Genomic DNA, 22055 nt, shown 5'->3' on the forward strand with positions numbered 1-22055 from the left:
GCACACTATGCTGAGACTTTATATTGATCTCGCTGATCCACAGCCACCTGATGATGCGCTTGCTGCTCATAGTGGCGACTGTCAGCGATACTTAAGCAGCTCTTTTCTATTTTCCAGATTGATGGCGCCCATCCAGGCTCCACCTGACTGACCCTCTTTGATCTTCCCGGAGTACCTCTATGTCTGCCAATCCCTCTTTCCATTGGGACGACCCCCTGCTGTTGAATCAGCAGTTGAGCGATGAAGAGCGCATGGTGCGCGATGCCGCCCACGCCTATGCACAGGAAAAGCTGCTGCCACGCGTACTGGAGGCCTTTCGCCACGAACAGACTGACCCCGCCATCTTTGCCGAGATGGGCTCGCTGGGCCTGTTGGGGGCCACCATTCCCGAAGCCTACGGTGGCGCTGGTCTGAACTATGTCAGCTATGGTTTGATCGCCCGCGAAGTGGAGCGTGTGGATTCAGGCTACCGCTCCATGATGAGCGTGCAATCCTCTCTGGTCATGGTGCCGATTTTTGAATTTGGCAGCGAAGAACAAAAACAGAAATATCTGCCCAAGCTGGCCAGCGGCCAATGGATTGGCTGCTTTGGCCTGACTGAACCCAATCATGGCTCGGACCCCGGCGCCATGGAAAGCCGCGCTGTAAAAGTGGACGGTGGCTATCGTCTGAGCGGCAACAAGACCTGGATTACCAACTCCCCCATCGCCGATGTGCTGGTGGTCTGGGCCAAAGTCGTGGGTGGTGACGACGACGGCAAGATCCGCGGCTTCATTCTGGAAAAAGGCATGAAAGGTCTGTCCACCCCGGCCATTCACGGCAAAGTAGGCTTGCGTGCTTCCCTGACCGGCGAAATCGTCATGGCCGATGTGGAGATTGCAGACAGCCAGATGCTGCCCCATGTCTCGGGTTTGCGTGGCCCTTTCACCTGCCTGAACTCGGCCCGCTTCGGGATTGCCTGGGGTGCCTTGGGCGCCGCCGAATCCTGCTGGCATACCGCCCGCCAGTACACCCTGGACCGCAAGCAGTTTGGTCGCCCCTTGGCGGCCAATCAACTGATCCAGAAAAAACTGGCTGATATGCAGACCGAAATTACACTGGCGCTGCAAGGCTGCCTGCGTCTGGGACGCATGAAAGACGAAGGCACAGCGGCGGTCGAAATCACCTCCATCATGAAGCGCAACTCCTGCGGCAAGGCACTGGATATTGCCCGTCTGGCACGCGACATGCTGGGAGGTAATGGTATCTCTGACGAGTTCGGTATTGCTCGCCACCTGGTCAATCTGGAAGTGGTGAACACCTACGAAGGCACCCACGACGTACATGCCCTGATTCTGGGACGCGCACAAACCGGGATTCAGGCTTTCTTCTAAAGCAAACCAAACAGGGCAAAGCCAGAGGCTTTGCCCTTGTCCGTTTCAACCGGAACAAACTGGTGAATTACATGCCGTAAGGGGACTTCTCTCCCGTCTGCATTTACGGTTTTTACTGCCGAGAGACTCGAGGTAAACAGTATCCCTTCATAAGCAGCGGGCAAAAAGCCTGGAATGAAGGTTCTTTCCAGTCGCAGGGCCGTCTCAAGATCAAAGTGGCCGCTGGAAAGTTGGTAAACCAAAACTATGCGGTGGCGGTCTTTTTATTCTTGTTCGGACTTCAACTCAAACATGCTGGTCGATTCCATTTCCAGCACCAGCTCATCACGCTGATTGAACACATTCCAATTCCAGCGAATGATGCCCAGATCTGAACGGCTGCTGGACACACGCTTGGACGCCACCGTGGCCTCCAGACGGATTGAATCACCGGCCCGCACAGGCAAAACCCAGCGCAGACGCTCCAGACCGGGCGAACCAAAGGACTCGGAATCGTGCAAGGCAGAATCCACGGCCATGCGCATGGTTTTGCCGCAAGTGAGCCAGCCGCTGGCGATCAAACCGCCCCAATGGCCCTCTTCGGCCTGCTTGTCGTCAATATGAAAGGACTGCGGATCGTATTTCTGGGCAAATTCCAGCATTTCTTCGCGAGTCACAGGGACAAGTGGGTGCTTGATGACCATACCCACTTCAAATTCAGCAAATTTCATGTTGTTGTACAACGAAAAAAGCCCCCACGCTGCGCCTTCGGCTTGCTGCCCCCCGAGGGGGAGTTTTTGCCTTGGGGCGGCCCGGCGACAAAAAAAGCCCCCACGCTACACCTTCGGCTTGCTGCCCCTCCAAGGGGGAGCTTTCACCTTGGGACGGCCCGGCGGCAAAAAAGATCGAGATCGCCACTCTACCATCTCTGCCAGAATTTGCAGCCCCTGCCCCTACTGCGCCACAAACCGCAGCAAACTGTCCACATCCGGTATCAGGAGAAGCCAGCCTGTGCGTCTTATACCAATCTATGGCATAAAGAGAGTTTCCTGATTACTAATTACCTGAGCGCCCGGTTTGTTCGGGGCTATGCACAACCAAGGCTATGACAACACTCGATTCATCTTTGCAATTTGCGAGCCTGACTCAGGGCTCACAAGCCATCCAGCTGGAATATCAACGCATTGCCCCCGAACGGGAAACCGCCCCTTTGCTGGTGTTCCTGCACGAAGGTCTGGGCTCGATTGCCATGTGGAAAGACTGGCCGGCACAACTGTGCGAACAAACCGGCTGTAGCGGCCTGATGTATTCCCGCTATGGCTATGGCCGCAGCACCCCTCGCCCGGATAATCGCCCCAAAGAGCCCGACTACCTGCATGAGCAGTCGCTGGACGTGCTGCCTCAACTACTGGAGCAACTGGGCGAAGACGGCAAGAAGCGCCCGATTGTGCTGGTCGGCCACAGCGATGGTGGCTCGATTGCCCTGCTGGCGGCCAGTGGCTTTAGCGACAAGCTGCAAGGCATTGTAGTGATGGCCCCGCACCTGTTCGTGGAAGACATTTCCCTGCGCGGCATTCTGGTTGCCCGCGAAGCCTACGAGCAAGGCTTTTTACGCGAACGTCTGGGCCGCTATCACGATGATGTGGAATCCGCTTTCTGGGGCTGGAACGCCACCTGGACCGATCCCCGATTCCGCGACTGGAATATTGAACAAGAGGTCAGCCGTATCACCTGCCCGATTCTGGCGATTCAGGGCGTGGATGATGAATACGGCACGCTGGAACAGATCCGCCGCATCAAGGAGCTGGTGCCCCACACCGAGCTGCTGGAACTGGAGCAATGCGGTCACCTGCCCTACCGGGATAAGGAAGCGCAGGTGAACCAGGCGATTGTGGACTTTCTGAAACGAACAGCCCGCTAAGTAGCGAACTCACTCAGTCCCTAAGCTCAGCCCTTAAAGCACACACGCACTACTAAACAGCAGACTTATTCAAAGGCTGCTGCTGCTCGGCCCAGGCGGTCATTGACCGCCTGCCAGTCCGGCGTATCCGGGCAACGCTGCACCCAAATATGTTGGTACTGGCCTTGGTCCAGACGACGCAACATGGCGTACAAGTCCTGGGCATAAAGCTGCGCATCCGGGCTGCACACATACCAGTCGTGCACCTCCGCCGAAAATGGCGGCAAGGAGGCAAAAGCGACAATGGCCTGCTTGCCCCCCTGGCTCAAAACAGCCTGCACCGCAGCCGCGCTGTCTTCATCAAACAAAGATAAAGGGGTACGAGGCGCATAGTGCGCTTTCAAGCTGCCCGAAACCTGTGGGGCTTGTTGATCCGGGCTGGCGGGTTCGTAGCCGATAACCTCGGCAATCATGGCGGCGCTAATGTGGCCAGGCCGCAAAAGCACGGCACCCACACCTTGATGAGTACGCGACACGTCCACAATGGTGGACTCGATGCCCACTTCCGACGGGCCCGCTTCCACAATCAGCAGTTCCTCTGCACTCATGTCCGCGAATTCATCGCGTACATGGCTGGCCGCCGTGGGCGATACCTGACCGAACTTGTTGGCCGAAGGCGCCGCCACACCGGCCTGACCGCTGGGCTTGAGTTCTGCCATGCGCTTGAGCAAAGCCTGTGCCACCGGATGGGAAGGGCAACGAATACCAATGCTGCTTTGCCCGCCACTGACCGTATCCGGAATAGCCGGATTGCGCGGCAAGATCAGCGTCAAAGGACCCGGCCAGAAGGCATCAATCAATTGCTGCGCCACGGGCGGAATATCCGTCACCCAATAACGCAAGTCGGCACCAGGGGCCACGTGCACAATCAAGGGATGATTCGCAGGGCGGCCCTTGGCCTTGTAAATCAGTTGCACCGCCGCCGGGTTTTCTGCATCCGCGCCCAGACCGTAGACTGTCTCGGTTGGAAAGGCCACCAGCCCCCCTTGTGCCAGCACACGGGCGGCTTGCTCTATCTGCTGCTCGGAAGGGCTACGGGTGGAATCACTCATGATCAAACGCGATACGCAAGGCAGCGGCGGCTCGGGCAGTGCGTTCACGCACTTGCTGATCCGACTCGCCCACAATATTGACGTGACCCATCTTGCGGCCAACACGGGCCTCGGCCTTGCCGTACAGGTGCAAGGACACGCCAGGCACAGCCAGCAAGGCAGCCCAATCCGGCTCACGCATCTGGTCCTGTCCATCAAACCAGATATCGCCCAGGATATTGAGCATCATGGAAGGACACAAAGCGCTGGTATCACCCAAAGGCAAGGCCGCCATCACGCGGGCTTGCTGTTCAAACTGGCTGGTGACGCAGGCGTTCATGGTGTAGTGACCGCTATTGTGCGGACGAGGAGCCACCTCATTGGCCAACAAACGGCCATCTTCCAGAATGAAGAACTCCACACACAAGACACCCACGTAGTCCAGCGTACGGGCGATAGCGGCAGCCGCCTGACGTGCCTGCTCGGACAAGGCATCATCCTGAAACTGGGCGCTGATGGTGGACACGGCCAAAATGCCATCACGGTGCTCATTACGGGCACATGGGAAGGTTTTGACCTGATCGTCCAGGCCACGAGCCAGAACAACCGAAATTTCGGATTTCAAGGGTTGCAGGGCTTCCAGCACACAGGCCTGGGAACCGAACTCCTTGAAGGCAGCCAGCGCCTGTTCACGGTCTGCCACACGTGCCTGACCCTTGCCGTCGTAACCAAAACGCGCAGTCTTCAAAATGCCGGGGAACAAGGCGCTGTCAGCGGCCTGCAAATCGTCCAGGCTTTCGATGGCCGCATAAGGAGCCACCGGCACACCGGCCTGCGCGATAAAGGCTTTTTCACGAATACGATCCTGCACAATGCCTACGGCATCACCAGACGGTGTGACTCGTGTGTGCTTGGCCAAGGTCAGCAAGGACTGCGCTGGTACGTTCTCGAACTCGGTACTGACGGCTTGGCACAAGTCCCCCAGACGGGCAAGCGCTTGGGCGTCATCGTAGGCCGCACAGATATGCAGATCGGCCACTGCACCCGCAGGGCTATGGGTGTCCGGGTCCAGCACGGCCACCTTGTAGCCCAGGCTTTGGGCGCTATGGCAGAACATGCGGCCCAGTTGGCCGCCTCCAATCATGCCCAGCCAGGAGCCAGGGACCAGAAGGGCAACATCAGTCATGGGGGTCATCATCACAAAATAAAATCAGGCAGTAGCAGGAGGAACACGCATAGCTCGGGCGGCCTCGGTCTGGCGGGCACGGTACGCAATCAGTTTTTCAGTCAGCACAGCATCGTTGACCGCCAGATTGGCAATCACGTGCAGCGCGGCATTGGCGGCACCGGCCTCACCAATGGCGAAGGTGGCAACCGGCACGCCCTTGGGCATTTGCACAATCGACAGCAGGGAATCTTCACCGCGCAGGTAGCGCGAAGGTACAGGTACGCCGAACACGGGCAAGTGCGTCAGGGCAGCCAGCATGCCGGGCAAGTGAGCCGCGCCGCCTGCCCCGGCAATAATGGCTTTCAGGCCACGGGCCGGAGCCTGGGCACCATAGTCCACCATATCAATCGGCATGCGGTGGGCAGAGACCACACGGCACTCATAGGACACGCCAAATTCGTCCAGAATGGCCACAGCCTGGCTCATGACATCCCAGTCGCTGGAGGAACCCATCACAATGCCCACTGTGGGGACCGCAGGAGTTTGTACGCTCATTAGAGATACGCCCTAAAAGGAAGAAGGCGCCATGCTGCCAGGCGCCTTGGTAAATAGAAAAACAGCAGGGTCCATCCAATGATGGGTTTTCCGGCGAGGCAGACTTTGCTCTGCCCATCGCCCTCCCCCAAAGCCCGGCTCGCTGTAGCTAAGTTGTCCAAGGACATGCAGCCGCTTGGCACCCTGCGAAGGACGAGCAGGCAGCTCGTTTACGGCGAGCGCCTGTCCGGGCTGTAAACCGTTCACGCTGTCAGGCGTTCCAGGGCTTCACGGTATTTGTCAGCCGTACGCTCGGCCACCTCAGCAGGCAAGCGAGGAGCGGGTGGCGTCTTGTCCCAAACCTGGGTTTCCAGCCAATCGCGCACAAATTGCTTGTCGTAAGACGGTGGGCTGATGCCTTCGGCATAGCTGTCGGCTGGCCAGAAACGCGAGGAATCCGGGGTCAGCACTTCGTCCATCAAATGCAGCTGGCCTTGATCGTCCAGGCCAAATTCAAATTTGGTATCGGCAATCAGAATGCCACGGCTGGCCGCGTAGTCGGCAGCTTCGGTGTACAGACGCAAGGTGACGTCACGGATCTGCTCGGCCAGTTCCTGACCCACTTCCTTGACCACGTGGGCGAAATCCACGTTCTCGTCATGCGAGCCCATTTCTGCTTTGGCAGCCGGGGTAAACAACACGTGGGGCAGCTTGGCCGCTTGCTTCAAACCAGCCGGCAAGGTAATGCCACATACCGCGCCGGTAGCCTGGTAGTCTTTCCAGCCCGAACCGATCAGGTAACCACGAGCCACGGCTTCCACCATGATGGGCTTCAAGCGCTTGACCACCATGGAGCGGCCTTCCACTTGGGCGCGCTCTTCAGGCGCCACCACATCAACCGGGTTCACGCCAGTGGTGTGATTAGGGATGATGTGCGCCAACTTGTTCAGCCAGAACTCGGTCATCTGCGTCAAGACAGCGCCCTTGCCGGGAATGGGATCGTCCAGAATCACATCGAATGCCGAAATGCGATCACTGGCCACAATCAACAACTTGTCCTCACCCACCGCATACATGTCCCGAACTTTGCCGCGCGCGAGTAGCGGCAGGGAGCTCAGGCTGGATTGATGTAAGGGCTCTTGCACGATTTCATCCTTAAAACGAAAACATCCCGCTGACTATGGATGCAGGCGGGACGACAATCCCGGCGCCTGCGGCACCGGGCAAAGACGCGGAGACCGGGGCGGGCAGTCGTGCTGCCCACTCCTGCTCCGCCTGACAAAATTACTGAACGATCTGGGACAACTCGCCGGTGCTGTACTGGCGGGCGATTTCCTGCAAAGGAATGGCCTTGATCTTGGAGGCCTGACCGGCGGCGCCGAACTGCTGGTAGCGGGCCACGCACACTTTCTTGGCGGCTTCGCGAGCAGGTTTCAGATATTCGCGTGGGTCGAATTTCTCCGGGTTTTCGAACAGGAAACGACGGATGGCAGCGGTCATGGCCAAACGGATATCGGTGTCGATATTGACCTTGCGCACACCGTACTTGATGGCTTCCTGAATTTCTTCCACAGGCACGCCGTAGGTTTCTTTCATGTTGCCACCGAACTGGCGGATTTCAGCCAGCAGTTCCTGAGGCACACTGGAGCTGCCGTGCATGACCAGGTGAGTATTGGGCAAACGACGGTGAATTTCTTTCACGCGCTCGATGGACAAAATGTCGCCGGTAGGCTTGCGGGTGAACTTGTAAGCACCGTGGCTGGTACCGATGGCGATGGCCAGTGCGTCCAGTTGAGTGCGTGTCACAAACTCAGCGGCCTGCTCGGGGTCGGTCAACAACTGATCCAGAGTCAGAACGCCGTCAGCACCGTGACCGTCTTCCTTATCACCCTGCATGGTTTCCAGGGAACCCAGGCAGCCCAGTTCGCCTTCAACGGTCACGCCCAGCTTGTGAGCCATTTCGACCACTTTGCGGGTGACTTCCACGTTGTACTCAAAGTCGGCAATGGTCTTGCCGTCGGGCAACAGGGAGCCGTCCATCATCACGCTGGAGAAACCCAGCTCGATGGCGCCTTTGCAAATCTCGGGGGACTGGCCGTGGTCCTGGTGCATCACCACAGGGATGTTGGGGTAGGACTCGACAGCAGCTTCGATCAGGTGACGCAGAAACGCTTCGCCTGCGTATTTACGGGCGCCGGCCGATGCCTGCATGATGACGGGGCTATCCGTCTCCGAGGCGGCTTCCATAATGGCCTGGACCTGCTCCAGGTTATTGACGTTGAACGCTGGAATACCATAACCGTGCTCGGCCGCGTGATCGAGCAGCTGGCGCATGGAAACTAGGGCCATGAGAAGACCTCCTGAAGACTAAAATAATTGAAAAACTTGGCCGGGCACGGTTCCGTGCACAGCCGATCGTTTGTAAGCGTATTAACTGGCGGTCCGACGCGCCGACTTGGGGCGGAACGCATTGACCACATGCTCGTGAGTTTGTGCGTAAGGTCCACCAATCAGGTCGATGCAATACGGGACTGCTGCAAAAATACCCGGCACCAATACTTGTCCGGTTTCTGAATCCCGTAATCCTTCCAGAGTTTCCTGAATGGCTTTGGGCTGCCCAGGCAGATTGATAATCAGAGCAGCGTGGTCCTGAATTTCTCGGATGACCGCAACTTGCCGCGACAAAATCGCTGTTGGTACGAATTTTAAACTGATTTGGCGCATCTGTTCACCGAAACCGGGCATTTCGCGCGTTCCAGCGTCCAGAGTGGCCTCCGGCGTCACGTCGCGACGCGCCGGACCAGTGCCACCGGTAGTCAAAATCAGGTCGCAACCCGCTTCCACCAAGTCGACCAGGGTGTCGGTAATCTGGGCACGCTCGTCGGGAATCAGCCGTTCCAGATAGGCAGGCGCTACCGTCAAGGCGGAGTCCAGCCAGCTGCGCAGCGCCGGTATGCCTTGATCCTGGTACTGTCCGCTGGAGGCGCGATCTGAAACCGACACCAAGCCGATACGCAATTGATCCGGATGCTCGCGGGGAGACTGTCGATTGAATGTCATGCTTTTCCTTGGAAGCGAAATAAACTACAGGCCCTGAACGGGCCTGCCAATAGCACGATTGTAACGAATCGCAGTGGGGCTTAAATACAACGGCCGCCGTCTACTTCGATGCAAGTGCCTGTAATGAACTCGGCCTCGTCCGAGGCCAGATACAGCGCTGCCGCTGCCACGTCCTTGGGTGTGCAAAAACGTCCCAGCGGAATTCCCGCCAAGAAACGGCTGCGGTTTTCCGGCGTATCGGGCATGCCCATGAACTGTTCCAGCAACGCCGTGTCACCAATCACCGGATTAATGCAGTTCACCCGGATATTATCCGGCCCCAACTCGGCCGCCATACCCTTGCTGATGGTCACCACCGCGCCCTTGGTGCCGTTGTACCAGACCAGTCCGGGGCGCGGACGCAAGGCGGCGGTAGACGCAATATTGATGAAAGAGCCCGAGCCCTGGGCGCGCAGATACGGCACAAAGTGTTTGGCGGTCCAGTAAATGCTTTTCACGTTGACGGCATAGACCAGATCGAACTCGCTTTCGCTGACCTCCAGCAACGGTTTATTGCGATGCGTGGTGCCCGCATTGTTCACCACAATATGCAGCCCACCGCATTCGCGCAGGGCAATATCCAACAGGGCATGAACTTCGTCCCCTTGCGAGACATCGCAAGCGGCAAAAATGGCCTGACCACCCTGTGCCTGAATCTGGGCCGCTGCGGCCTGCCCTTGCTCTGCATTCAGGTCGGCAATCAGTACACGCGCTCCTTCGCGTGCAAAGCGCTGTGCAATGCCCAGGCCAAAACCCGATGCACCGCCCGTCACGATAGCCACTTTGTCTTGCAATCGCATGTTTGTCTCCTTCTGCTTTTTATATAGAAATGGCGGCTTTGCGCCGCCATTGGTGAAACCTGTTTAGCGTTCAGCTGCCATGCTGCCAGAAAACCGGAGCCACCACAGCCGCGCTAACCCCTAAATACCCCTACGATCAGCTGGCCGCATGACGTAGCGCAACCGTCTTCAGGGAAGTCAGGGCGTACAAGGCTTCAAAGCCCTTCTCGCGGCCTATGCCGGACTGGCCGGTTCCACCAAAAGGCAGTTCCACCCCACCTGCCGCACCGTAATTATTCACAAAGACCTGCCCGGCTCGCAGTTGCCGGGCCATACGCACTTGACGAGCCCCATCGCGGGTCCAGACCCCGGCCACCAGACTGTAAGGCGTGCCATTGGCCATGGCGATGGCTTCTTCCTCTGTACCGAAGGGCTGGGCCACCAGAACAGGACCGAAAATTTCCTCCTGGGCCAGACGATGTTCAACAGGCACATGGCCCAATAAAACAGGCACTTGGTAAAAGCCGCCTGCCGGGGCCTTGGAGTCCAGCTTGCCTTGCGCCAGCACCACAATGCCATCCTGGTCCAGATTTTCCAGATAGGAACGCACCCGCGCTTGCTGCTGCGCGCTGATCAGGGGACCGCAATCCAGATTGTCGCTGGCCGCCCCGGTCAGCAGCGCCTTGAAGGCTTCGGCCAGACGCTCGGTAAAGTCGCCATAAATAGCGCGCTGAATCAGCACTCGACTCCCTGCCGAGCAGGTCTGCCCTGCGTTCTGCACAATCGCATTGACCACGACCGGCAAAGCGGCATCCAGATCCGCATCCGAGAACACGATTTGTGGAGACTTGCCGCCCAGCTCCAAGGTAACCGGCACAAAATTCTGCGCTGCTTGCAAGGCCACCTGACGGCCTGTGCCGGGAGAGCCAGTAAAGGAAATGTGATTGATATCCGGATGAGCAGACAGAGCCTGCCCGGCTTCACTACCCAGCCCCGTGCAGATATTCAGCACTCCCGCTGGCAAACCCGCTTCGTGCAACAACTCGGCCACGCGCAGCAAGGACAGGCTGGCATCCTCTGCCGGTTTGACCACGCAGGTATTCCCCGCAGCCAGGGACGCGGCTACGCTGCGCCCGAAGATCTGCAAGGGGTAGTTCCAGGGGATGATATGCGCGGTAACCCCCAAGGGTTCACGCAAGGTGAACGCCGTCATCTCCCAGCCCAGCGGGATAGTTTGACCATGCAGCTTGTCCACCGCGCCCGCATAGAACTCAAAATAGCGGACAATGGCAGCAGCATCGGACTGGGCCTGACGCAAAGGCTTGCCGGTATCGCGAGATTCCAGCCGCGCCAGCTCCTCTCGGGCATCAGACAGAGTTCGAGCGCAACGCAGCAATAACTGGCTGCGTTGGGCGGCCGTCAGACGGCTCCACGGCCCCTGGCTGGCACGTCGGGCGGCCTGTACGGCCCAATCAATATCCACCTCGGACGATTGCGCCAAGCGGGCGAAGGTCTCGCCTGTGGAGGGGTCGATAACCGGTAGCAAACCACCGCCCTCCGCGCCAAGTTGCTGTCCGTCAATCCAATTGCGACACTCCATGACCGCCTCCAATGCTATTGTTATCTCAGCCAATCGAGCTTTGCTCGAGATCATTCTACTCAAGGACCTGCTGCTTTGGACTCTCGACAACGTACTTTGCTCTTAGCGGGCGCTGGCGATCTGGGCACCCGCACCGGGATGCTGGCCCGCCATCACGAATGGCCGGTGATCGGCCTGCGCCGTCATGTTCCCCTGGACGATCACAGCGGGATCGAATGGGTGGAAGCTGATTTGAGCGAGCCCACCTCCCTGCGCCTGAAGCACCGTAAAATCACCCACGTACTTTACGCTGTCTCTCCCGACCAGCGTAGCCAGGCTGCTTATGAGCGGGTATTTCTGCACGGTCTGGAAAACCTGCTCAACGAGCTGGACCTGAAAGCCTTGAAACGCTTTGTCTTTGTATCATCCAGCGCCGTCTACGGGCCGAGCACTGAATGGGTGGACGAGAACTCGCCCACAGAGCCTACGCAATTCAATGGCCGAGTACTGCTGGAGGCCGAGCAGCTGCTGCACCACCGCATCCCGGCCCAAGCCGTCGTCATCCGCCCCAGCGGCCTGTACGGGCCAGGGCGTACTCAATTACTGGACCGCCTGCGTGAAGGCCGCGCAACAGTGCCGGACGATCCGGAGCACTGGGCCAACCGCCTGCATATTGAAGACGCTGCGCGTGCCTGCTGGCACCTGCTACGCACTCCCGCGCCCTTCCCTTGCTACATAGGTACGGATAGCCGCCCTTATCGAATTACCGAACTGTATGACGGACTGGCGGATCTACTGGAAGTGGCCCACCCAGAACGACGCCAATCCAATGAAGGTGGCAAACGTCTGAGCAACCAGCGACTGCTGGACAGCGGCTTTCAGCTGGATTGGCCGGATGCGATGCAAGGGTATGCTCAGTTGATTAAAGATGGGGCGTGAAGCGCAGTCCATGCTCTATCCACTCCACGTGCACAAGGATGAACATAGCGCCTATGGCGCGCGCTTCCCCGACTTCCCAGGCTGTTTTGCAGCAGCTGATGAATTACAGAATCTTGCTCGGGCTGCCCAAGAAGCGGTTAAGGCACACTGCTTCGGTGATAGCTCCCCCCCCTCACCGACCACACCTGAAGACTGGTTTGAACATGAGGACTATAAAGAGGGGTGTTGGATGATGGTCGATATTGGCCTATCCAAGTAGGCAGAAAACAAAAAAGCCAGCCAACGTTCGTTGACTGGCTTTTTCTTACGAAGCAAAGACTGGCTTAAGCCTTGTCTTCCAACGCAGCCACGGCTGGCAAACGCTTGCCTTCCAGGAATTCCAGGAATGCGCCGCCGCCGGTGGAGATGTAGTCCACATCGTCACCAATATTGAACTGGGCAATCGCTGCCAGGGTGTCGCCACCGCCCGCAATCGAGAAGGCCTTGGAGCCTGCAATCGCGCGCGACAGGGTTTCGGTGCCTTGTGCGAAGGCCGGGAACTCGAACACGCCCAGAGGGCCGTTCCAGACCACGGTGCCAGCCTTGGCGATGATGTCAGCGATCTGCTGAGCCGTTTGCGGGCCCACGTCCAGAATCATGTCATCGTCCTGAACCTGATCAGCAGCCTTGATTTCAGCCGCTGCATCAGCGGCAAAGGACTTGGCGCACACCACATCCACAGGGATAGGCACCTCGGCACCGCGCTCTTTCATGATGCGGATCACTTCACGGGCTTCTTCCAACTGGCTTTCTTCCACCAGGGATTTGCCCACGGACAGGCCACTAGCCATCATGAAGGTATTGGCAATGCCGCCACCGACCACCAGTTGGTCAACCTTTTCAGCCAAAGCGCGCAGGATGGACAGTTTGGTGGACACCTTGGCACCACCCACAATCGCGACCAGAGGACGGGCAGGCTGGTTCAGGGCACGGCCCAAGGCCTTCAACTCGGCTTCCAGCAAAGGACCGGCACAAGCCACGGGAGCAAAGCGGGCGATACCTTCGGTAGTCGCTTCAGCACGGTGAGCCGTACCAAAGGCGTCGTTTACGTAAACGTCACACAAGGCTGCCATTTTGCGAGCCAACTCGGGATCGTTCTTCTTTTCCCCCACATTGCAGCGGCAGTTCTCCAGCAAGACCACTTGACCGGGCGACACTTGCACGCCATCCAGCCAATTGCGACGCAGCTCAACGGGCATGCCCAGCAACTCGGACAAACGTTGCACCACGGGCTCCAGCGAATCCACAGGCTGGCACTCGCCTTCTTTAGGGCGACCCAGGTGAGACGTGACCATCACCGCAGCGCCGGCATCCAGCGCCATGCGAATGGCAGGCACCGAGGCACGCACGCGCGTATCTTCGGTGATACGTCCGTCTTGCAGGGGGACATTCAGATCAGAGCGGATAAATACCCGCTTGCCTCGCAGCGCGTCCGTTTCGGCCAACGCAGACAAGGTCTTGATGCTTGTAGACATGATTTTTTGTTCTGGGAATTAACGTGACAGGGGCGGGAAATCCCGCCCCTGCTATTCAGATCTTACTTGGCCGACATCAGTGCGATGGTGCTGTCGAGCATGCGAATGGAGAAGGCCCATTCGTTGTCGTACCAGGCAGCCACTTTAACCATATTGCCGCCGGTCACCTTGGTCAGCAGGGAGTCAACCGTGCTGGAGGCGGTAGTGTGGTTGAAGTCGATGGAAACCAGAGGCTCGGTGCAGTAGTCCAGAATGCCCTTCATGGCGCCTTCCGAAGCGGCTTTCAGAATACCGTTCACTTCTTCAACGCTGGTGTTGCGGCTGGCCACGAAAGTCAGGTCAACCATGGACACGTTGATGGTGGGAACGCGCACGGCGTAACCGTCCAGCTTGCCATTCAGTTCTGGCAGCACCAGACCCACGGCAGCCGCTGCGCCGGTCTTGGTGGGGATCATGCTGCTGGTGGCCGAACGGGCACGGCGCATGTCCTTGTGACGCACGTCGGTCAGAACCTGGTCGTTGGTGTAAGCGTGGATGGTGGTCATCAGACCGCTGACCACACCCAGTTCCTTGTGCAAAGGAGCAACCAGGGGAGCCAAACAGTTGGTGGTGCACGATGCGTTGGAGATAACGGTATCGGTGCTCTTCAGAATGTCGTGGTTCACGCCGTACACGATGGTGGCGTCCACATCCTTGCCACCGGGGGCCGAGATGATGACTTTCTTGGCACCGGCTTGAATGTGCTCACCAGCCTTTTCCTTGGTGGTGAAAGCGCCGGTACATTCCAGCACCACGTCCACACCCAGCTCAGCCCAAGGCAGGGTCAGCGCATCGCGCTGGCTCAGCAGGCGGATACGGTCGCCGTTGACCACCAGATGATCGCCATCCAGCGACACATCAGCGTTGAAACGGCCATGCACGGAGTCATAGCGAGTCAGGTGTTCGTTGATCTCGGCACCGCCCGAGGCGTTGATGGCCACGATCTCGATATCGTGTTTTTTGCCGTACTCGTAGTGGGCACGCAAGATCATGCGGCCGATACGACCATAACCATTGATTGCGACGCGAATCGTCATGTCAGACTCCAATTACAAAATTTCTTGAACGGCCGCAGCGACCTTCTCTGCTGTCAGACCAAAATGCTTGAACAGGACGCCAGCCGGGGCGGATTCGCCGTAGGTATCGATACCCACCACGGCGCCTTCCAGGCCCACGTACTTGAACCACAGACCTGTGGTACCGGCTTCAACCGCAACACGCGGGATGCCGGGTGTCAGGACCTGGTCACGCCACTGCTTGTCCTGCGCGTCGAACAGGTTGGTACAAGGCATGGACACCACACGGGTCGCAATACCTTGCTGAGCCAGTTGCTCCTGTGCTTGCAGCGCCAAACCCACTTCCGAGCCGGTTGCCATAATGATGGCGCGCGCATCTTGCGCATCACGCAGCACGTAGCCACCACGACGGATGTTCTGGATGGTTTGCGCATCGCGCTCGACGAAAGGCAGATTCTGGCGCGACAAGAGCAAGGCGCTAGGACCACCGTCCTGTACGTCCATACCGATGCTGGTAGGACGCTCGACCGAGCAAGCCCAGGCCACCGCCGTTTCCGTGGTGTCGCAAGGACGCCAGACATGCAGGTTGGGGATCAAACGCAGGCTGTTGGCGTGCTCGATGGACTGGTGTGTCGGACCGTCTTCGCCCAGACCGATGGAGTCGTGGGTGAATACGTGCACAACACGCTGCTTCATCAAGGCAGCCATACGGATGGCGTTGCGCGAGTAGTCGGAGAAAGTCAGGAAGGTGCCGCCAAAAGGCAGGTAACCACCGTGCAGAGCCAGACCATTCATAATGGCGGCCATACCGAATTCACGTACACCGTAGTTGATGTGGCGACCGAAATGCACACCGTCGGCGTGGGCACGTACGGCTTCGGCACCCTTCCAATCGGTGAAGTTCGACCCGGTCAGGTCAGCCGAGCCACCCAGCATTTCTGGCAGCACATTGACCAAAGCGCTAATGGCCAATTGCGAGGCTTTACGCGACGCAATGGTTTCGGCCTTCTGAGCGGTTTCTTCAATAAAGGCCTGTACTTTGGCGCTGTAGTCAGCAGGCAGTTCGCCTTTCAGACGACGGGCCAATTCTGCGGCCAGTTCAGGGTAAGCCTGGCTGTAAGCGTCAAAGCGCTTTTGCCATTCCGCTTGCTGGGCGCCGCCTTTTTCGCGGCAATCCCAACCTTGGTAGACTTCCTGAGGAATTTCAAACGGTCCGTGGTTCCAGTCCAGTGCTGCACGGGTGGCGGCAATTTCATCAGCGCCCAGTGGGGCACCGTGAACCTTCTCGGAACCGGCGGCGTTAGGAGCACCCTTGCCGATCACGGTACGGCAGCAAATCAGGGTAGGACCCGTGCCCTCTTTCGCGTTGCGGCGAGCCTGTTCAATCGCGCTATTGATCGAAGCGGCATCGTGGCCGTCAACCGCGCGTATCACGTTCCAGCCGTAGCTTTCAAAACGGGCGGGCGTATCGTCACCAAACCAGTTCTCGACCTTACCGTCGATGGAGATGCCGTTGTCGTCGTACATCACGACCAGCTTGGACAGTTTCCAGGTACCGGCCAAGGAGCAAGCCTCGTGCGAGATACCTTCCATCAAACAGCCGTCGCCAGCGAAAACCCAGGTCAGGTGGTCGACCACATCGTGGCCTTCGCGGTTGAACTCGCGCGCCAACAAGGCTTCCGCCAATGCGAAGCCAACAGCATTGCCCAAACCCTGGCCCAAAGGACCTGTGGTGGTTTCCACGCCCGCGGTAATACCCACTTCAGGGTGGCCGGGAGTGCGTGAATGCATCTGACGGAAGTTGCGCAGCTCGTCCATGGGCAGGTCGTAGCCACTAAGGTGCAACAAAGCGTAGATCAGCATGGAACCGTGGCCGTTTGACAACACAAAACGGTCGCGATCAAACCAGGCAGGGTCGGCAGGGTTGTGTTTCAGGTGCCGGGACCAGAGAACCTGGGCGATATCGGCCATGCCCATGGGCGCACCGGGGTGGCCCGAATTAGCTTGTTGCACGGCATCCATAGACAAGGCACGGATGGCATTGGCTAGGGTTTTATCAGAGGCTGACGCAATATCCATTAGAAGCTCATTGGGGCGGCGGCGCGACAATTCCGACAGGCGGACGGCTCACGGCCCTGATTAGTTTATAAAACGCGCTATTTTAGCATTGCTGGCGCTAAATCGCCCCCACTTGAGCTGGGGCCTTGCGCTTTCTCCCCGAAGCCTGGGTACGGTATGCTTGTGCGGTTTTTTATGCTTGATGGTGTCTTGATATGGCAGCTCCCCGTTTCTACCACCCCCTGGACTTGACGGCCCAGACCGAGATCGCCCTGCCCGAGGCTCTGGCGCATCACGCTATCCGGGTGCTGCGTTTGAAGGACGGTCAGGACATTGTCCTGTTTGACGGGCGCGGAACCCAGTATCCCGCCACCTTGCGCATTGATGGCAAAAAGGGCTTTGCCAGCCTGGGCGATGCCCAAACACCTGTCCGCGAGCTGGCCGGTCGCATAACGGTGCTGCAAGGCATTGCCTCCAGCGACAAGATGGACTGGATTATTGAAAAAGCCGTGGAAATGGGCGTCAGCCGCTTTGTGCCGATTCGCGCGCAACGTAGCGTGCTGCAACTGAACGCGGAGCGACAGGCCAAGCGTATGGGCCATTGGCAAAGAGTGATTGAGTCGGCCAGCGAGCAGTGTGGTCGCAACCGCTTGATGGAACTGTCAGCGCCGCTGACATTGGCCGAATATTTCCGCGAGGCGGAAACTGGCCTGCATCTGTTCTGTGATCCCGATGCGCCTCAGCAATTGGCGCAGGCCATTGGACCGCAAGATCAGGCCATGACTATCTTGATTGGCCCCGAAGGCGGGTGGTCGCCCGAAGAGCAGAAGGTGGCACTGGGAGCCCAGGCTCAGGCGATTCGTTTCGGGCACCGCGTGCTGCGAACCGAAACCGCCGCCTTGGCGCTGACAGCAGCGATCAGCGCCTTGCAAGGCTGGGAATAAGGCTTATTCTTCGTCCTGGCTGGAGTAGGAAGCAGGGGTCTCACCCGGTTCAGGGTCAGGATGCTTGCCAGCGTGCAGAACGACACATACAAAACGGCGCTCGTTATTCGAGGCCCAGGCATGCACATCTTCACACACGCCCAAAATAGCCTGGGCGTCTTTTTCCAACGCAGGATCACCACTGTGCAGATTGTCCAGCCACAGGGCCAGGCCTGCTTTCTGATCCAGCACGGTGTCACACAGGCAATCGTAGAGCGCATCCAGATTGCCACCAAAAAATTCAGGGTAATCGACAGCCTTGGCGACTGCTCGCAGCACAGCGGAACGATTGCGCGCACGATCGCAACTTACTTCCAGGGCGGTAAGCCCCTGGTCCTGTGCCTGCTCCAGAAAATCAGCAGCCGTCAGGCCCGTTGCGTCGAGCACACCGCCTTGTTGCAAAGCTTCTTGCAAAGTCAGGGATTGGCTCATCAGGACGCTTCCTTAAAAAACGCTAACACTTCTTCACGACGACTCATGGTATCGGTCTTTCCTAACTCGATCAGCTCTTGGGTGTAGCCGGACTCGAATAACAAATATGAAATTAATGCACCGCCTGTGGTCGGACCGGACTTTGAAGATACACCAAGTACTCGAAATAGGGTACGTGCAGCAGTTGGCATCTGATGAATATGCCGAGTGGCAATTTCATCCAGCGAGCGGCTGGGGGTGATGGCAAACGTGCTGACAGGACGCAGCGATTGGCTTTGTAATACATTTGCAGGCATATAGGCAAGCAATGTATTGATGCGTTCCATACGCTCAATATCCGTTGACACACTATCAAGGAATATGTTGGATAAAGCATAGCCACTGATCTGCGCCAAAGAGGGGTATGGCGGATCCTTGGATTCCTGTTCGTGATAGGTATTGTCGGCGTATCCGGTACCCACAATCAGCACCTTGTGCGCTCCCAGATGAATGGCCGGACTGATGGGTGCCAACTGACGCATCGTCCCGTCCCCGCACCACTGGGTTTGCTTGCCCACTTGCAGAGACTGAGCCGGAAACATGAAGGGAATGGCGCTGGAAGCCATCAGGTGGTCCACCCCGATGACACCGGGGATGGCACGGCGCAGATTGCGCGTCCAGGGGCGAATACGCTCGTCAGACTGATAGAAAGTCAGGTGCTCACCAGTGGTGTAGGCCGCTGCCGTAATCGCCAGCGCGCCCACATGCTGCTGGGCCAGATTGCGCTGCAAACGGTCGAAGTCCAGGCTCTCTTCCAGCAGGTCGCGCAGGGGCGAATTATCCAGCATGGAGTGCGGCACATGGTCACGCAGACGCGGCGCCAGCCAGCCCAAGGCCAGCGTGGCCACCCAGTGCACACTGGTCGCCAGCAACTGCAAAGGGTCAGCATGAAAAATATCGTTGGTGCGCAACGAGCCCCACAGCTGTTGTATATGGTCTACAGCCTCATGAGGCCTGTCGGCGCGGCACGCCAATCCGGCAGCGTTGATGGAGCCTGCCGAAGAGCCACAAATAATATCGAAGGGATTGCGAAACTGAGGATTGCGATCAGGATCCAGCAGCTCCAGCAAACCGGCCAGCACCCCCGCCTGATACGCACCGCGCGCCCCGCCCCCATTCAGGACCAATGCCACAGGAGCGGGAGAGCGCTGGATCATGATCGGTATCAGCCTTCAGTAGCGACGTTGGCATCCACTACCGTGACCGCCGTCATATTGACGATACGGCGCACCGAAGAAGTGGACGTCATGATGTGAACCGGTGCTCGTGCCCCCAACAGGAAGGGGCCGATTGCCACGTTACCACCGGCAGCCGTCTTGAGCAGGTTGTAGGCAATATTGCCTGCCTCCACGTTCGGGCACACCAGCAAGTTCGCCTCGCCAGTCAGGGCCGAGGTGGGCAGGATTTGATGGCGGGCCTTTTCATCCAGCGCGCAATCGCCGTGCATTTCCCCGTCCACCTCCAGACTGGGGTCCAGCTTGCGCACACGCTCCAGCGCACCCCGCATGGTGACGGCGGCAGGCGAATCATTGGTGCCGAAGTTGGAGCTGGACAGCAAGGCCACCTTGGGTTCGATATTGAACTGACGCATCTTGCGAGCTGCCGCCAAGGTGATCTCGGCCACCTGATCCGAATCGGGATCGTGGTTCACGTGCGTGTCCGTCAAGGCGACGGTACGCTCGCTAAGCAGCAGAATATTCATGGCCGCATACGTTTCCACGCCGGGTGCCTTGCCAATCACCTGATCGACCAGCTCCAGATGGTTCTCGTAACGGCCCACCGTACCACAGATCATGCCATCAGCATCACCCAGGTGCAGCATCATGGCACCGATCAAGGTTGGGCGACGACGCATTTCCACACGCGCCATCTCTTTACTGATACCGCGACGGGACATGATTTCCCAATAGCTGGTCCAGTAACGGTGGAAACGATCATCCTGTTCGGGGTTGGTCACTTCCACATCAATGCCCAAACGCAGGCGCAGGCCATAGCGTTCAATACGCTGCTGCAGGACAGCCGGACGCCCCACCAGAATCGGGCTGGCCAAACCTTCATCCACAATAATCTGCACGGCCCGCAATACACGCTCGTCCTCACCCTCGGTAAAGACCACACGGGACTTGGCGCCGTCCTGCACCAGGCCACGGGCCAGCGAATAGATGGGCTTCATGAAGGAGCCGGACTTGTAGACGAACTGACGCAGCTGATAGATATAGCTTTTCAAGTCCGCTATCGGACGCGTCGCCACGCCCTCGTCCATCGCCGCCTTGGCAACGGCAGGCGCAATGCGCACGATCAGGCGTGAATCGAACGGACGGGGAATAAAGAAGGATGGGCCAAAAGAAACCTCTTCCAGACCATAAGCAGCGGCTACGCCTTCATCCTGCTCTTCACGCGCCAGCTGACAAATAGCCAGCACAGCGGCTTTCTCCATGCCGCGCGTGATCGTGGTGGCTCCCACATCCAGCGCACCACGGAAGATATAAGGGAAGCACAGCACATTATTGACCTGGTTCGGGTAATCCGAACGGCCGGTTGCCATGACTACATCATCACGCACAGCGTGGGCATCTTCAGGCAGGATCTCGGGATTGGGATTGGCCAAGGCCAGAATCAGGGGCCGGGGAGCCATTTTCTTCAACATCTCGGGCTTGAGCACGCCACCGGCGGACAAGCCCAGAAACACATCGGCCCCCTCAATCACATCACTCAGGCTGCGGGCGTCGGTCTGCTTGGCAAAGCGGGCCAGCTCGGGCACGGGATTGCCGGGACGACCTTCGTACAACACGCCATCAATATCCGTAACCCAGACATTTTCCAGCGGCAGCCCCATATCAATCATCAGGTCCAGGCAAGCCAGCGCGGCCGCACCGGCCCCCGAAGTCACCACCTTGACCTGCTTGATGTCTTTTTCCACCACGCTCAGGCCATTCAGAAAGGCGGCCGTCACACAAATGGCGGTGCCATGCTGGTCGTCGTGGAAAACAGGAATGCTCATGCGTTGGCGCAGCTTGCGCTCCACTTCGAAACATTCGGGTGCTTTGATGTCTTCCAGATTGATGCCGCCAAAGGTCGGCTCCAGACCCGCAATAATCTCCACCAGCTTGTCCGGGTCGGTTTCATTGATCTCGATATCAAAGACATCCAGACCCGCAAAGCTCTTGAACAGCACGGCCTTGCCTTCCATGACCGGCTTGGAAGCCAGCGCGCCAATATTGCCCAGGCCCAACACAGCGGTGCCGTTGGAAATCACCCCAACCAGATTGCCCCGACCGGTGTAGCGAAAGGCATTTTGCGGGTCGTTGACGATCTCCTCGCAAGCGGCCGCAACCCCAGGCGAATAGGCCAGTGCCAAATCGCGCTGGTTGGAGAGTTGCTTGGTCGGCGTGACCGATAACTTTCCGGGTCTGCCCTGCTCGTGATATTCCAGGGCTGCTTTCCGAAAATTGGCGTCCATGCTTATACCTACCCAAAAATCCATTCAAAACGGACCGGGATCGCCAGAGCGCTGCCATTGCCTGTCAGCGTGA

20 protein-coding genes are annotated in these 22055 nt (G+C 58.3%); 5 read left to right on the forward strand and 15 right to left on the reverse strand.

The features are described from left to right. The first annotated feature begins 179 nt into the window (after positions 1–179). Positions 180–1373 carry an acyl-CoA dehydrogenase gene (locus M2Q46_RS10305; protein ID WP_022983442.1) on the forward strand — a complete coding sequence of 398 codons (1194 nt, stop codon included), beginning with the start codon at positions 180–182 and terminating at the stop codon, positions 1371–1373. Positions 1374–1636: 263 nt separating this feature from the next. Here the strand turns inward: M2Q46_RS10305 and M2Q46_RS10310 are convergent, their stop codons facing one another. Further along, positions 1637–2083 (reverse strand): MaoC family dehydratase, encoded by a 447-nt coding sequence (locus tag M2Q46_RS10310; RefSeq protein ID WP_035271462.1) that lies wholly within the window; start codon positions 2081–2083, stop codon positions 1637–1639. 374 nt (positions 2084–2457) lie between these two features. Between M2Q46_RS10310 and M2Q46_RS10315 the strand changes: the two genes are divergently transcribed. Beyond that, a complete protein-coding gene (locus tag M2Q46_RS10315; protein ID WP_060185596.1) occupies positions 2458–3273 on the forward strand; it encodes an alpha/beta fold hydrolase in 816 nt (271 codons plus the stop codon). Positions 3274–3338: 65 nt separating this feature from the next. On the opposite strand, the gene M2Q46_RS10320 is transcribed toward M2Q46_RS10315, so the two are convergent. From M2Q46_RS10320 to M2Q46_RS10355, 8 genes are all read right to left on the reverse strand, one after another. Next, positions 3339–4364 carry an L-threonylcarbamoyladenylate synthase gene (locus M2Q46_RS10320; protein ID WP_268380819.1) on the reverse strand — a complete coding sequence of 342 codons (1026 nt, stop codon included), beginning with the start codon at positions 4362–4364 and terminating at the stop codon, positions 3339–3341. Further along, a complete protein-coding gene (locus tag M2Q46_RS10325) occupies positions 4357–5529 on the reverse strand; it encodes a 5-(carboxyamino)imidazole ribonucleotide synthase (RefSeq protein WP_257113036.1) in 1173 nt (390 codons plus the stop codon). The genes M2Q46_RS10320 and M2Q46_RS10325 overlap by 8 nt, the downstream gene beginning before the upstream one ends. A gap of 24 nt (positions 5530–5553) precedes the next feature. Next, the gene (purE, locus tag M2Q46_RS10330; RefSeq protein ID WP_226348940.1) at positions 5554–6066 is read right to left on the reverse strand and encodes a 5-(carboxyamino)imidazole ribonucleotide mutase; all 513 of its coding nucleotides are present in this window, start codon (positions 6064–6066) and stop codon (positions 5554–5556) included. 242 nt (positions 6067–6308) lie between these two features. Beyond that, entirely contained in the window at positions 6309–7190 is an 882-nt protein-coding gene (locus tag M2Q46_RS10335) for a phosphoribosylaminoimidazolesuccinocarboxamide synthase (protein WP_009455127.1), read from the reverse strand. A gap of 139 nt (positions 7191–7329) precedes the next feature. Continuing rightward, the gene (gene fba / locus M2Q46_RS10340) at positions 7330–8394 is read right to left on the reverse strand and encodes a class II fructose-bisphosphate aldolase (RefSeq protein WP_009455128.1); all 1065 of its coding nucleotides are present in this window, start codon (positions 8392–8394) and stop codon (positions 7330–7332) included. An 81-nt stretch (positions 8395–8475) separates the two neighbouring features. After that, a complete protein-coding gene (gene mog, locus M2Q46_RS10345) occupies positions 8476–9105 on the reverse strand; it encodes a molybdopterin adenylyltransferase (RefSeq protein WP_052159344.1) in 630 nt (209 codons plus the stop codon). 80 nt (positions 9106–9185) lie between these two features. Continuing rightward, the gene (locus M2Q46_RS10350) at positions 9186–9944 is read right to left on the reverse strand and encodes an SDR family oxidoreductase (protein ID WP_009455130.1); all 759 of its coding nucleotides are present in this window, start codon (positions 9942–9944) and stop codon (positions 9186–9188) included. A 136-nt stretch (positions 9945–10080) separates the two neighbouring features. After that, positions 10081–11523: an aldehyde dehydrogenase family protein gene (locus M2Q46_RS10355; protein ID WP_083054125.1), complete on the reverse strand. Its 1443-nt coding sequence runs from the start codon at positions 11521–11523 to the stop codon at positions 10081–10083. A gap of 75 nt (positions 11524–11598) precedes the next feature. On the opposite strand from M2Q46_RS10355, the gene M2Q46_RS10360 reads away from it, so the two are divergent. Both M2Q46_RS10360 and M2Q46_RS10365 read left to right on the forward strand, forming a co-directional pair. Then, complete coding sequence (locus tag M2Q46_RS10360; RefSeq protein WP_266108126.1) at positions 11599–12441, forward strand: NAD-dependent epimerase/dehydratase family protein; 843 nt, start codon at positions 11599–11601, stop codon at positions 12439–12441. Between the two features lie 10 nt (positions 12442–12451). Continuing rightward, positions 12452–12700 (forward strand): type II toxin-antitoxin system HicB family antitoxin, encoded by a 249-nt coding sequence (locus M2Q46_RS10365; protein ID WP_302357364.1) that lies wholly within the window; start codon positions 12452–12454, stop codon positions 12698–12700. Positions 12701–12764: 64 nt separating this feature from the next. Here M2Q46_RS10365 and M2Q46_RS10370 read toward each other — a convergent pair whose 3' ends face one another. From M2Q46_RS10370 to tkt, 3 genes are all read right to left on the reverse strand, one after another. Next, positions 12765–13955 carry a phosphoglycerate kinase gene (locus tag M2Q46_RS10370; RefSeq protein ID WP_063688601.1) on the reverse strand — a complete coding sequence of 397 codons (1191 nt, stop codon included), beginning with the start codon at positions 13953–13955 and terminating at the stop codon, positions 12765–12767. A gap of 62 nt (positions 13956–14017) precedes the next feature. Next, positions 14018–15031 carry a type I glyceraldehyde-3-phosphate dehydrogenase gene (gene gap / locus M2Q46_RS10375; RefSeq protein ID WP_009455139.1) on the reverse strand — a complete coding sequence of 338 codons (1014 nt, stop codon included), beginning with the start codon at positions 15029–15031 and terminating at the stop codon, positions 14018–14020. 12 nt (positions 15032–15043) lie between these two features. Continuing rightward, entirely contained in the window at positions 15044–17089 is a 2046-nt protein-coding gene (gene tkt, locus M2Q46_RS10380) for a transketolase (protein ID WP_035271142.1), read from the reverse strand. 194 nt (positions 17090–17283) lie between these two features. Here tkt and M2Q46_RS10385 point away from each other — a divergent pair, with 194 nt between their 5' ends. Beyond that, the gene (locus M2Q46_RS10385) at positions 17284–18012 is read left to right on the forward strand and encodes a 16S rRNA (uracil(1498)-N(3))-methyltransferase (RefSeq protein ID WP_009455141.1); all 729 of its coding nucleotides are present in this window, start codon (positions 17284–17286) and stop codon (positions 18010–18012) included. A 3-nt stretch (positions 18013–18015) separates the two neighbouring features. On the opposite strand, the gene M2Q46_RS10390 is transcribed toward M2Q46_RS10385, so the two are convergent. From M2Q46_RS10390 to M2Q46_RS10400, 3 genes are read right to left on the reverse strand one after another with little or no spacing between them, the layout of a single operon-like run. After that, positions 18016–18483, reverse strand: coding sequence for a barstar family protein (locus M2Q46_RS10390; RefSeq protein WP_009455142.1), 468 nt, complete (start codon positions 18481–18483; stop codon positions 18016–18018). Next, the gene (locus M2Q46_RS10395) at positions 18483–19679 is read right to left on the reverse strand and encodes a patatin-like phospholipase family protein (RefSeq protein ID WP_035271147.1); all 1197 of its coding nucleotides are present in this window, start codon (positions 19677–19679) and stop codon (positions 18483–18485) included. Before M2Q46_RS10395 ends, M2Q46_RS10390 begins: the two co-directional genes overlap by 1 nt. 8 nt (positions 19680–19687) lie before the next feature. Then, positions 19688–21982: an NADP-dependent malic enzyme gene (locus tag M2Q46_RS10400; protein ID WP_302357197.1), complete on the reverse strand. Its 2295-nt coding sequence runs from the start codon at positions 21980–21982 to the stop codon at positions 19688–19690. Between the last annotated feature and the right edge of the window lie 73 nt (positions 21983–22055).

The organism is Alcaligenes sp. YSL9, from assembly GCF_030515105.1.
Classification (GTDB): domain Bacteria; phylum Pseudomonadota; class Gammaproteobacteria; order Burkholderiales; family Burkholderiaceae_B; genus Alcaligenes; species Alcaligenes phenolicus.